General features: G+C 36.7%; 10 protein-coding genes and 1 pseudogene. 8 read left to right on the top strand and 3 right to left on the bottom strand.

From position 1 onward, the window contains the following. Window positions 1-3: 3 nt before the first annotated feature. From Ana3638_RS15595 to Ana3638_RS15605, 3 genes are all read right to left on the bottom strand, one after another. On the bottom strand, window positions 4-1131 hold the full coding sequence (locus Ana3638_RS15595; RefSeq protein ID WP_161838857.1) for a betaine/proline/choline family ABC transporter ATP-binding protein: 1128 nt from the start codon (window positions 1129-1131) through the stop codon (window positions 4-6). Between the two features lie 499 nt (window positions 1132-1630). Then, the gene (locus tag Ana3638_RS15600; RefSeq protein WP_161838858.1) at window positions 1631-2290 is read right to left on the bottom strand and encodes a TrkA C-terminal domain-containing protein; all 660 of its coding nucleotides are present in this window, start codon (window positions 2288-2290) and stop codon (window positions 1631-1633) included. A 102-nt stretch (window positions 2291-2392) separates the two neighbouring features. Further along, window positions 2393-2767: a zinc ribbon domain-containing protein gene (locus Ana3638_RS15605; RefSeq protein WP_161838859.1), complete on the bottom strand. Its 375-nt coding sequence runs from the start codon at window positions 2765-2767 to the stop codon at window positions 2393-2395. A 389-nt stretch (window positions 2768-3156) separates the two neighbouring features. On the opposite strand from Ana3638_RS15605, the pseudogene Ana3638_RS15610 reads away from it, so the two are divergent. The 8 genes and pseudogenes from Ana3638_RS15610 to rsmB all read left to right on the top strand — a co-directional run bounded on the left by Ana3638_RS15610 (window position 3157) and on the right by rsmB (window position 12360). Continuing rightward, a pseudogene (locus Ana3638_RS15610) lies at window positions 3157-4637 on the top strand (UDP-N-acetylmuramoyl-L-alanyl-D-glutamate--2,6-diaminopimelate ligase). Between the two features lie 37 nt (window positions 4638-4674). Then, window positions 4675-6132 carry a UDP-N-acetylmuramoyl-tripeptide--D-alanyl-D-alanine ligase gene (locus tag Ana3638_RS15615; RefSeq protein ID WP_161838860.1) on the top strand — a complete coding sequence of 486 codons (1458 nt, stop codon included), beginning with the start codon at window positions 4675-4677 and terminating at the stop codon, window positions 6130-6132. 51 nt (window positions 6133-6183) lie between these two features. Then, a complete protein-coding gene (gene priA / locus Ana3638_RS15620) occupies window positions 6184-8451 on the top strand; it encodes a replication restart helicase PriA (protein WP_161838861.1) in 2268 nt (755 codons plus the stop codon). 132 nt (window positions 8452-8583) lie between these two features. Then, entirely contained in the window at window positions 8584-9066 is a 483-nt protein-coding gene (gene def, locus Ana3638_RS15625; protein ID WP_161838862.1) for a peptide deformylase, read from the top strand. A 218-nt stretch (window positions 9067-9284) separates the two neighbouring features. Beyond that, entirely contained in the window at window positions 9285-10226 is a 942-nt protein-coding gene (fmt, locus tag Ana3638_RS15630; RefSeq protein WP_161838863.1) for a methionyl-tRNA formyltransferase, read from the top strand. Window positions 10227-10308: 82 nt separating this feature from the next. Then, a complete protein-coding gene (locus Ana3638_RS15635) occupies window positions 10309-11004 on the top strand; it encodes a zinc metallopeptidase (RefSeq protein ID WP_161838864.1) in 696 nt (231 codons plus the stop codon). Then, window positions 10997-11452 (top strand): transcription antitermination factor NusB, encoded by a 456-nt coding sequence (locus Ana3638_RS26360; RefSeq protein WP_330587600.1) that lies wholly within the window; start codon window positions 10997-10999, stop codon window positions 11450-11452. The genes Ana3638_RS15635 and Ana3638_RS26360 overlap by 8 nt, the downstream gene beginning before the upstream one ends. A gap of 2 nt (window positions 11453-11454) precedes the next feature. Further along, a complete protein-coding gene (gene rsmB / locus Ana3638_RS15640) occupies window positions 11455-12360 on the top strand; it encodes a 16S rRNA (cytosine(967)-C(5))-methyltransferase RsmB (RefSeq protein WP_330587601.1) in 906 nt (301 codons plus the stop codon). Window positions 12361-12413 lie beyond the last annotated feature (53 nt).

Consider the following 12413-nt stretch of genomic DNA (forward strand, 5'->3'; position numbering starts at 1 on the left):
ATACTATACCCCCTCAACTTCTAAATATTGCTGACTTAATGTAGTTACCAGGCTGCTTTTGGTTATTAAGCCGAGCAGAGTATTATCTTCATCTATTACAGGAATATTGGAAACTTGATTTTCTTCAACAAGTTTTAATATGTCTATAATATTATCCTGGGGAGATACGCTAAGAAAATCAGTCGACATGATAGAATTTACTTCCCTGGCCCGGTCAGATTGCTGCTGTATTTGTTGTGCGCTTATAGTGCCTATTAAATGATTTGTAGTATTCTCAATTATCATAAGGCTGTCAACTTTATTGGAGCGCATTTTATCCATACAACGAAGTAATGTCATATTTTGCATACAGGTAACAGGGGAAGTAATCATGATATCTTCCGCTTTAATAAATTCGGGAGAAGTCCATATGCGGTTTTTTCCTACGAATTTAGAAACAAAATCATTGCATGGATTTTTTAAAATATTTTCCGGAGTATCATATTGAAGAATTTCCCCGTTTCTCATAATGCAGATCATGTCGGCAATTTTAATTGCCTCATCCATATCATGAGTTACAAATACGATTGTTTTTCTTAGATGTGACTGTAAATTGATTAACTCATCCTGCAGGCCAATTCGGGTTATGGGGTCCAATGCAGAAAAAGGCTCATCCATTAAGATGATTTCCGGATCTGTTGCAAATGCTCTGGCAACACCGACTCTTTGCTGCTGGCCGCCGCTAAGTTCGACAGGATATCGGTGTAAATATTCTTCCGGTTTTAGACCGACCATTTCCATCAGTTCATAGGTTCTTTTTTCAATCACGGATTTATCCCTTTTTTCTGCTTTTGGGATTATTTCAATATTATCTTTGACGGTCATATGGGGAAACAGTCCGGTCTGTTGGATTACATAACCCATTTGTCGGCGTAGTTCTATGATATCTCTTGATTCGATATTTTCTCCATTGATATATATATTACCGGAAGATGGTCTGATCAGCCGGTTTATCATTTTTAGCGTGGTAGTTTTACCACAGCCGCTTTCTCCGATAAAAGCAACCAGATTCCCTTTGTTTATATCTAAGGTAATGTTTCTTAATACTTTTTTATCCTTAAAGTTTTTTGTTACATTTTCAAATTTTATCATTATTTTACCTCCCTTTTTACAAAGTAATAACTTGTGTAAAGTAATAAGTTGTTACTAGTGACAATCCAATTATAAATAAAAGTTGTTACTAGTGACAATCCAATTATAAATAAAAGTTGTTACTTTGTCAAATCTAAAGGTATTACTTATATAGCAGCTGTTTTTAATATGTTCAAGTGTATTTCATACTGGTTGGGCTATGATTCACTACATTAGCCATTCCCGTTCGTTTTTATAAAAAACCGGAAGAAAAACTTCGCTAAGTTTCTCCGCTGCTTGGACGTTCACAATTATTCAGCTTACTCTGAGGATCATTCACCTCGCGGAAACCGGAGGAAACACGCTTTGCGAGTTTCTCCGGTTCGCGTGCGCGTTCGAATTATTGCAAGCAAGCTTGCTAATTCTCACTTTGCTTTCGCGTAAATAAAAAACCTTATACAAAACTACTTGATTTGTATAAGGTTTAACTCTGTTCGATATGAAAAACTGGATGGTAAGATTAATGCTGTTTTTTAGTGAGTTTTTTATTTTTACGTGGATACATAAATAATCTGACTCTGTCATAGCTGTTTTCATCACCGATAAAATATAATATATCATGTTCTAAAAATACCGCATAGGGACCCGGTGATAAAATTAATGAATCATTTCTTTTTATTGCAATGATTGTTGCGCTGGTATTATGCCAGAAATTAACTTCTTCAATCGTTTTATTAAGATAGACAGATTTTGAGGTAATCTCCAGTTCAGATGGAATAAATGGGTTTATTGACCGAAAACGATCGGTATAATCGATAAGTTTGGCCAGGCATTGGTTAAAATAATCAATTTCTTTGGATTGACGGTTAACACTATCCATTATTTCTTTTTTCAGATTGGTGATGGTTTGAATATCATTATATTGCCGTACAAATTTTAATGCATTTTCATAAGACTTTATGATTACTCCGCTACCCTTGGTTGTATCCACAATATTAAGATCAGATAGGATACACATGGCTCTTCTGGCTGTTTCGGAGGATACACCGTATTGGCTTGCTACGGAGGACCTGGCATATATTTTATCACCGATGTTGTAGTGTTTATCTACGATTTTTGAAGCGATATCCATAGCTATCTGCTGATATCTTGGATTAGTAATTTGGTTTTTTCTTTCCATTATATCTCCTGTCTTGTCGGTCGGTAATCCGCTTTATTATTTATGATAAATAGTGTATTTTCTGTTAAAAAGTATTTTCTTCTATATAAAATATAATTTAATTTAGAGCTTAAAACCGCATTTTGGGCAATATAAATAATCAGGAGCCATTAAATATCCACAATTTGGACACGCATTATTTTTTGTATAAGAGTCTCCATTATATACTTCGTGTAAATCCTGTTCCGATAATGTTAAGGCTTCTCCTTTTACAATTCTCTTGCCCAGGGTTTCATCTATCATATAGAGTGTTCCACAGCAGGAGACTTTAGCATAAAATTTTTTGTTCCATTTAAAAATCGGAATAAAAAACAAACTAAAGTAAGTATAAGTCATAAAAAGTTCTAACCTGCCGAAATGATTGCATTTTTTACACAGAATAGTCTGTATAAATTCTAGCTTTTTTTGGGCGGAGGATATTCCCATTATAAAAAACATAATATTCACCTCTGATTACTTTATTAATATACATATACCAATAAAGTATAGCATAGGATGATAATATTTTCTACCTGTTTAGTTAGGGAAGTTAGGGAAAAGAAATTTGACAAGCCATATATCCTGTTATATAATAAACGGAGAAATATACCAAGTGAAAGCAAACTGTGGAAACGATATATTCTATTTGGCATATTGTATTATTGTCATGATTCATTCCCATCCGGAGTAATATTTTGGATGGGATTTTGTAATATAATATGGTAAAAAGCATCGCCATTGATAAAATATTTTGAAAGTAATTTCTTATAAGTTGTTCGGCGGAAATAGCACTTTTTACCGGCAGTTAAATATAAAATTAATATGAAATAAATATTGGGAGGGTTCCTATGAATTTAAAGTATATGCTTGAAAAAGCAGAGTATTCTTGTCTTAAAGGAGATTTGGAGAGGGAGGTTACTGCCTTAGTTTATGATTCCAGAAAAGTAATTCCAGGTTCTGTTTTCATCTGTATTACAGGAGCAGTAAGAGATGGCCATGACTTTATTCCGGAAGTAATAAAAAAAGGCGCAGCAGCAGTTGTAGTAGAAAAGAAGTTTCTGTACCGGAAGAAGTTACAGTAATTCGTGTCGCAGATACCAGGCTTGCTTTAGCCCAGATGTCGGCAGCTTATTTTGGTTATCCGGCAAAACAGCTTAAAACAATCGGCATAACCGGAACAAAGGGTAAAACAACAACAACCTATATGGTACGTTCCATATTGGAGGGAGCAGGAATTAAAACCGGTTTAATCGGAACCATTGAAGCGATTATTGGTGATGAGGTGATACCGGCTAATAATACAACTCCGGAATCCTATGTAGTTCAGGAATATTTTCGTAAAATGGCAGATGCCGGTTGTACCTGCGTCGTTATGGAAGTTTCTTCACAGGGATTAATGCTGCATCGTGTTGCAGGTTTTTCATTTGACTTCGGTATCTTTACCAATATCGAACCGGATCATATCGGACCAAATGAGCATAAAGATTTTGAAGAATACATGGCGTGTAAAGGTATATTATTTAAGAACTGTAAAGTCGGCATAGTTAATATGGATGACAGTCATGTATGGAAAGTACTTGAGGACCACACCTGTGAGTTGGAGACTTACGGTTTGTCAGATAATGCGGACTTACGTGCGGTAGATATAGATTTACACAGTATGGGCGGAAGTCTTGGGGTTAAGTACAGGGCAGAGGGGCTTATGAATTTTGATGTTAAGATTAATGTGCCCGGAAGATTCAGCGTATATAATTCCTTAACAGCCATCGCTATCTGCAGGCATTTTGAGATTCCGGTGGAAAATATACAAAAAGCGTTAAGTGCTGTAAAAGTAAAAGGCAGGGTTGAACCGGTAAATATTTCCGATCATTTTACTTTAATGATTGATTACGCCCATAATGCCATGAGTCTGGAAAGTCTTCTTACAACATTAAAAGAATATAATCCAAAAAGACTTGTCTGTCTGTTTGGCTGCGGAGGCAACCGCTCTAAATTAAGAAGATATGAAATGGGAGAAATCTCTTCTAAACTGGCAGACCTTACCGTAGTTACATCAGATAATCCAAGGAATGAAGAACCACAGGATATTATCAATGACATTATAAGCGGAGTAAAAAAAGGTCCCGGTAAATATATATCAATTATTGACCGGAAAGAAGCAATCCGTTACTGTATCCAAAATGCTAAGACCGGTGATGTAATCATTCTGGCAGGTAAGGGACATGAAGATTATCAGGAAATAAAAGGTGTCAAATATAAAATGGATGAAAGAGATTTAATAAAAGAAGTATTAGCTGACTTAAAAGAGGAAGGAATACAGATTATCTAAATATAAAAAGTGTAGAAATTAAGAAGGCAGGAGTAAAATGGAAGCTTTAAGCGTAAAAGAAATTGCAGAGGCAGTCGGCGGAAAAATTTTGAATGGTGATGAAAATACCAAAATTACTTCAGTAGGTACCAATTCCAAGAATGCGGAATTGGGATCCCTTTTCGTTCCTATCGTAGGGGAAAGAGTGGATGCACATGATTTTATTCAAGATGCATTTGCAAATGGTGCCACAGCCTGTTTTACCAGCAGACATACGAATGTGGATCGGGAGGATAAGGTATATATTAAAGTAGAGGATACCCTTAGGGCATTACAGGCTTTGGGAACATTCTACAGAAGTAGATTTAATATACCCGTTATTGGTATAACCGGCAGTGTTGGAAAAACTACTACGAAAGAAATGGTTGCGGCGGCATTAGCTACAAAATATAATGTTCTAAAGACGGAAGGTAATATGAATAGTCAGGTAGGACTGCCTCTTATGATGCTTCGTATTAACTCGCAGCATGACATAGCAGTAATTGAAATGGGTATGAGTGAAGCGGGAGAAATGGAAAAGCTGGCCGCCATAGCAAAACCGGAAGCAGCTATTATGACCAACATCGGAGTTTCCCATATAGCACAACTTAAAACCAGGGAAAATATCCGTAAGGAGAAATTAAATATCATTAACTGTTTTCAGAAAAGCTCAGTTTTATTTATTAACGGTAATGATGATTTGTTAAGTGAATTATATAAAGATAATAATAATCATTTATCAGATTTGGATATCTGTGAAAAAACAAGGGAAAAGTACTTGGCTGCCAAAGTAACAGCCTTTGGAACAGAGGAGTTCTGCGATTACAGGGCAGAGAAGATACAGACGGTAAATGGGGAAACCCACTTTATATTAAGGAAGAAACAAAGTACCAACCTGGGTATGGATGGTGACGGGGAAGAAATCGTACTGCGTGTTTTAGGGCTGCATAATGTATTTAATGCCCTGGCTGCAATTGCGGTTGCTGAGCAATATAATATCCCTGTAACTACCGCAAAGGCAGGTCTCTATGATTACCAGCCTATCGCTATGAGGGGCCAGATTAAAGAAGTGAATCAGGTTAAAATAATAGACGATTCTTATAATGCAAGTCCGGATTCCATGAAAAGCGGTGTTCATGTTTTATTGGAATTAGACGGTGTCAAAAGAAGAATAGCCGTGTTAGCTGATGTCTGGGAATTAGGTGAGCTTTCCAGGCAGCTGCATTATGATGTAGGGGTTTATATAGCGGATCAGAAAATTGATGAGGTAATTACGATTGGTAAAGATGCTTATCATATTGCCCAAGCAATTCGGGATAAAAAGGCGGATATCATAACTCAAACATTTTTTAATAATCAAGAGGTTATAACATATCTTGCAGAACATTTAAAAGCCGGAGACGGAATTCTTATTAAAGGTTCCAGAGGAATGAAAACAGATGAGATTGTAAAAGCAATCAGTGAAGAGACGAAATAAACTGGTTACAGAGCTTCTAATATCGGGATGAAACAAAGGCGGTGATTTGGTATGCATTATGCAGATATTATAGTAGATATTTCCCACGAAAACTTAGATAAATCATACCAATATTCCATACCGGAGGAATTCAGGGAGGAAGCAATAATAGGAGCCTTAGTAATTGTTCCCTTTGGAAAGGGCAACCGATTTATAAAAGGTTATATTGTAGATATATCCGAGACCGCTAAATGGAAAGTAGAATTAATTAAGCCGATTCATCAAATCGTGCCAAATGGTTTGGTGATTGAAAGTCAGTTAATCAGCCTGGCTTATTGGATTAAGGAAACTTTTGGGGCTACTATGAATGATGCCCTAAAAACTGTAATTCCGGTGAAAAAATCCGTGAAATCCATAGAAAAGAAAACTATCAGGCTTGCAATATCAGCCGAAGAAGCAGGGAACTATCTGGAAGTATTTAAAAAGAAAAATAATAAAGGCAGGGTCCGTTTGTTAGAAGCGTTCTTCAGTGATTCGGATGAACAGCCGCAGGCAATCGAAGAGCTTGATTATGAGCTGGCAGTGAATAAATTAAACATTGCAAGAACAACCATTCAGGATCTGGAAAAGATAGGGATTATTACTACAAAAGTAGAAAGATTATACCGGAATCCTTTAAGCAATAGAGAAACTGAATATGAATCCATCCTATTATCAAAGGAACAGAAGTTTATTGCAGATGAGATAATCAGGGATTATAAAGCCGGTTTCCGTAAAACCTATCTGATACACGGCGTTACAGGAAGCGGTAAAACCGAAGTTTATTTAGAAATAATTTCTTCAGTAATTAAACAGGGTAAGAAAGTAATTATGCTGATTCCTGAAATAGCTTTAACATACCAGACCGTAATGCGTTTTTATAAACGGTTTGGCAGTAGAATTTCCATTATGAATTCCAGGCTATCCCAGGGCGAGCGTTATGATCAGTTTATGAGAGCTAAGAATGGTGATATTGATATTATGATTGGCCCCAGATCTGCACTGTTTACGCCCTTTAAAGATTTAGGATTAATTATTATGGATGAAGAGCATGAGAGCAGCTATAAAAGTGAAAATCCGCCCAAATATCATGCGAGAGAAGTGGCCATAAAACGAGGGGAGTTATCCGGAGCAAGTATTATATTAGGATCAGCAACACCATCCCTGGAATCTTATAAGAAAGCGTTACAAGGCGAATATAAGTTATTTACGTTGCCCTCCCGAAACGGGGAAGGCAGAATGCCTAAAATTTGGATTGAAGATTTAAGGGAAGAATTAAAGAAAAAAAATAAATCAATCTTTAGTTTGCATTTAAAAGAACTGATACAAGATAGGCTTAATAAAAAGGAACAGATTATATTATTTATAAACCGAAGAGGTTACGCAGGTTTTGTTTCCTGTAGAAGCTGCGGTTTTGTTATGAAATGTCCTCACTGCGATGTTTCTCTAACTGCTCATAATAATGGGACACTTATCTGTCATTATTGCGGTCACGAAGAATCTATGCCTTCCAAATGTCCAAGCTGTGGATCCAAATATATTGCTGCTTTCGGAACCGGAACCCAGAAAGTGGAGGAAATGGTGAAAAAGGAATTCCCGGAAGCCAGGGTATTACGTATGGATACGGATACGACAAAAACAAAAGATGGGCATGAGAAAATATTATCTGCCTTTGCTAATCAGGAAGCAGATATTTTAGTAGGTACACAGATGATTGTAAAGGGCCATGATTTTCCCATGGTTACATTGGTTGGTATTCTTGCCGCCGATTTATCTTTATATGCTTCCGATTACCGCGCGGCGGAGAGAACCTATCAGCTTTTAGTTCAGGCAGCGGGCAGGGCAGGGCGCGGAAGGCTTCCCGGAGAGGTTGTGATACAGACCTACCAGCCGGAACACTATAGTATATCTGCAGCTAGTAATAATGACTACGACGGTTTTTACAAACAGGAAATGAACTACAGGGATTTACTGAAATATCCGCCGGCAGCTCATATTTTAGCAATACTTATTGCATCCAAAGATGAAAATAAAGCAATATTTGCCGCGAAACTACTTGGCGGCGCTGCCAAAGAATGGGCTGAAACAGAGCAAATAACCGAGGATACCATTATAATCGGACCAGCTGCAGCAGTTTTATCCAAAGCAAATGACATTTATCGTTATATGATTTATGTGAAGCAATCAGATTATAAATATCTAATTCTTTTAAAAAATTACCTGGAAGGTTATATTAATTTTTCCGAACATTTTGAAATGTGTAATGTTCAATTTGATTTTAACCCTATGAACAGTTACTGATATATTTTTATCCACTGATTGACATAATGTGAATTTAAGGATATTATTTATTCGGCAGAATTTTTTGATATATTCAGTAAATCAGCCGGTTATGAAATAAATGAATTAATTTTAATGGGAAGGACAGATAACATGGCGATTAGAAATATTCGATTGATAGGAGATAATATATTAACCAAGAAATCCAAAGAAATAACGGAGATGACATCTAAACTGAAAGTACTGATTGGCGATATGATTGATACGATGCATAAAGCAGAGGGGGTTGGACTTGCAGCTCCTCAAATTGGTATTTTAAAGAGACTGGTAGTAATTGATGTATCACCGGAGGGTGACAGCCCTATTATTTTAATAAACCCGGAGATTCTTGAAACAAGCGGCGAACAAACAGGAGAAGAAGGCTGCTTAAGTGTTCCGGGTAAATCGGGACTGGTAACAAGGCCTAATTATGCTAAGGTTAAGGCATTAAATGAAAATATGGAAGAGATTATAGTGGAGGGGACGGAACTGTTGGCTAGAGCACTATGTCATGAGATTGATCATTTAAATGGTATTTTGTATGTAGATAAAGTAATCGGCGGGTTACACTCTGTATCAGATGATGAAGAACAATAATTGGTTTATTTAGAACAACCGGAGTGACTGAATAGTCACAATAAAGATTAAAAAACTCTTAAATAATCTAAAGTCTTTCTTAATCCGTAGATTTTACCTTTCTATTCTTATATAATGAATACAAGGGGCTGTGAAAAAATCAAAAAGTTAAGTTAGTAAAAAATATTTTATAACTGTCCCTAACGACAGATTATATGTGTAACAGGAGGCATTCATAAATGAATATTGTATTTATGGGAACACCGGATTTAGCAGCAGTCGTATTAGATAAATTAATTCATTCGGAACACAAAATTCTTGCAGTAGTAACTCAACCGGATAAACCCAAAGGCAGAGGAAATCAGGTACAATTTACGCCTGTTAAAGAACTGGCACTCCAATATAATATACCGGTATTACAACCTCGCAGGGTAAAAGAGGAAGGGTGTCTCCCGATATTAAAAGAAATTAACCCGGAAGTAATCGTCGTTGCTGCTTTCGGACAGATTTTACCAAAATCGATATTGGAATTTCCAAAGTATGGATGTATCAATGTACATGCGTCTTTACTGCCCAAATATCGTGGTTCCGCACCGATTCAATGGTCGATTATAGACGGCGAAGATAAAACCGGAGTTACCATTATGCATATGGATGCAGGTATTGATACCGGCGATATGATTATGAAAGCAGAAGTTCCCATTGATTCAAAAGAAACAGGTGGAAGCTTGCACAATAAGTTGGCAGAATGCGGCGGTGCATTACTCTTAAAGGCACTAAAAGCCATTGAAGATGGTACCGCACCCAGAGAAAAACAAAAGGATGAAGAATCCTGTTATGCTAAAATGCTGGACAAATCCATTGGACTGATTGATTTTAACCGTCCGGCTATAGAGATAGAACGTTTCATCAGAGGGTTAAATCCATGGCCAAGTGCTTATACATTTTTAGACGGGAAAACTATTAAAATCTGGGATGCAGATGTGATTGAAGAGGAATCTGCTGGGATTCCTGGTGAAATTGTATCAGTAACAAAGAATACCATTGTAGTTAAAACTTCTAAAGACAGTCTTGCAATTAAAGAGCTTCAGTTAGAAGGAAAGAAACGTATGACGGTGGATGCTTTCTTAAGAGGTTATTTGCTTGAAACGGGAAAAATACTAAATAATAAAAACGGGTAAGGAATATAATACTATTAAATATAAAATAACTGCTAATAAACTTCGAATTAATAGCAAATATTTTGCAGATAGGAGGAAACTTATGTTTTATCCATTTTTTGATCCAACCTATATTCTGGTTATCATTGGTGTCATTCTATCTTTGGGAGCTTCAGCAATGGTAAAGTCCACTTTTGCTAAATATAACCGGGTTAGAAGTTTGTCTGGAATGACCGGCGCACAAGCTGCTGAGAGAATTCTTCATTCGGCAGGTATTTATGACGTATCCGTACAGCACGTAAGCGGTAACTTAACGGACCATTATGACCCCAGAGATAAAACCTTAAAATTATCAGATAATGTATACGGGCAGACTTCTGTTGCAGCCATCGGGGTGGCGGCTCATGAATGCGGGCATGCTATCCAGCATGATAAAGGTTATGTGCCTTTACGTCTAAGAACCGCATTTGTCCCGGTTGCCAATATTGGTGCAACCGTATCCTGGCCGTTGATTATTATTGGTATATTTTTAGGATATTCCCAGACTTTAATTAATTTAGGAATTATCCTATTTTCCTGTGCCGTATTATTCCAGCTTATTACCCTGCCGGTGGAACTGAATGCTTCTGCAAGAGCAGTGAAGATTTTGGATGAGACTGGTATATTATATGGAGAAGAAGTAACCCATACCAAGAAGGTATTAAGTGCAGCTGCGTTAACCTATGTTGCAGCGGCAGCGGCTTCCATCCTGCAGCTTCTAAGATTGTTTATTTTGTTTGGAGGAAGGGATCGTGATTAATAAAAATGAGTATTTAAGCGCCAGGGAAATTGCACTGGGAATAATAATGGATATCGTCCAAAACAGTAATTTCAGTCATACGGTTATGAGTCGTACCCTGAATCAGTACCAATACCTGGAAAAACAGGACAGAGCTTTTATTACCAGACTGTGTGAGGGAACCATAGAACGGATGCTGACCTTGGACTATATTCTAAACCAGTATTCCAGTGTTAAGGTAAATAAAATGAAACCTTTGATCCGTGGTCTACTTCGAATGAGTGTTTATCAGATAAAATATATGGATCAGATTCCTGATTCCGCAGCCTGTAATGAAGCAGTCAAATTAGCCAAAAAAAGAGGATTCGGGAATCTGTCCGGTTTTGTAAACGGTATTTTAAGAAATATAATCAGGGATACGAAAAAGGTTAGTTTTCCAAGGGAAGAGAAAGAAAAGAGTCTTTTTTAAGTGTGGCTTATTCCGTACCGGAATGGTTGGTGAAACATTTCCTATCCCAATATGATTACGCTTTGGTTAAAAGTATGTTAGAGGCTTCTTTTCAGGATAAAAAAACAATTATTCGTTGTAATACGAATAAAATAGCAGTTGAGGATTTAAAGGAATTGCTGAAACAAAATAATATTTCCGTAGAACACGGAGCTTATTTATCCTATGCACTTAAGATATGGGATTACAACTTTCTGGGGCAGCTGGATGCTTTTAAAAAAGGGTATTTTCAAGTACAGGATGAAAGTTCTATGTTAGTGGGAGCCGTTTCCGGTGCAAAAAAGGGTGATTATGTTATTGACGTTTGTGCGGCACCCGGTGGAAAATCTCTTCATCTGGCGGAATTATTAAAATCTACCGGCCAGGTGGATTCCAGAGATGTATCGGAGGCTAAGGTTAACTTAATAACTGAGAATATCCTACGTACCGGCTACACCAATATAAAAGCAAAAATTGCGGATGCCCTTATTCCTGATAAAGAAAGTGTTGAAAAAGCGGATATAGTTATAGCAGATTTACCTTGCTCCGGATTGGGAGTTATCAATAAAAAGCCGGATATTAAATACAATATGACCAGGGAAAAACAAAAGGCTCTGGTAAAACTACAGCGGGACATTCTTTCAGTTGTACAACAATATGTAAAAAAAGGAGGTACTTTGTTATACAGTACCTGTACGGTAAATAAAGAAGAAAACATTAATAATGTTCGATGGTTTACAGAACATTATGATTATAAAATGGAAAGTATAGATGAATTTCTTCCGTCATCCCTATTATGTGACACCTCTAAGGAAGGGTATATTCAGTTACTGCCTGGAATTCATAATATGGATGGTTTTTTTATTGCTAAATTACGAAGAAATATGTGAGTTTTAAATTACCTGGAACACATAGTTTTAAAAATTTAAATTACTGTAATATT

This window comes from Anaerocolumna sedimenticola, from assembly GCF_009931695.1.
Lineage (GTDB): Bacteria > Bacillota > Clostridia > Lachnospirales > Lachnospiraceae > Anaerocolumna > Anaerocolumna sedimenticola.

Excerpts from the sequence above, each read along its gene's own strand:
- Ana3638_RS15595 (WP_161838857.1), bottom strand. The coding sequence starts at position 1,131 with ATGATAAAATTTGAAAATGTAACAAAAAACTTTAAGGATAAAAAAGTA.
- Ana3638_RS15600 (WP_161838858.1), bottom strand. The coding sequence starts at position 2,290 with ATGGAAAGAAAAAACCAAATTACTAATCCAAGATATCAGCAGATAGCT.
- Ana3638_RS15605 (WP_161838859.1), bottom strand. The coding sequence starts at position 2,767 with ATGTTTTTTATAATGGGAATATCCTCCGCCCAAAAAAAGCTAGAATTT.
- Ana3638_RS15615 (WP_161838860.1), top strand. The coding sequence starts at position 4,675 with ATGGAAGCTTTAAGCGTAAAAGAAATTGCAGAGGCAGTCGGCGGAAAA.
- priA (WP_161838861.1), top strand. The coding sequence starts at position 6,184 with ATGCATTATGCAGATATTATAGTAGATATTTCCCACGAAAACTTAGAT.
- def (WP_161838862.1), top strand. The coding sequence starts at position 8,584 with ATGGCGATTAGAAATATTCGATTGATAGGAGATAATATATTAACCAAG.
- fmt (WP_161838863.1), top strand. The coding sequence starts at position 9,285 with ATGAATATTGTATTTATGGGAACACCGGATTTAGCAGCAGTCGTATTA.
- Ana3638_RS15635 (WP_161838864.1), top strand. The coding sequence starts at position 10,309 with ATGTTTTATCCATTTTTTGATCCAACCTATATTCTGGTTATCATTGGT.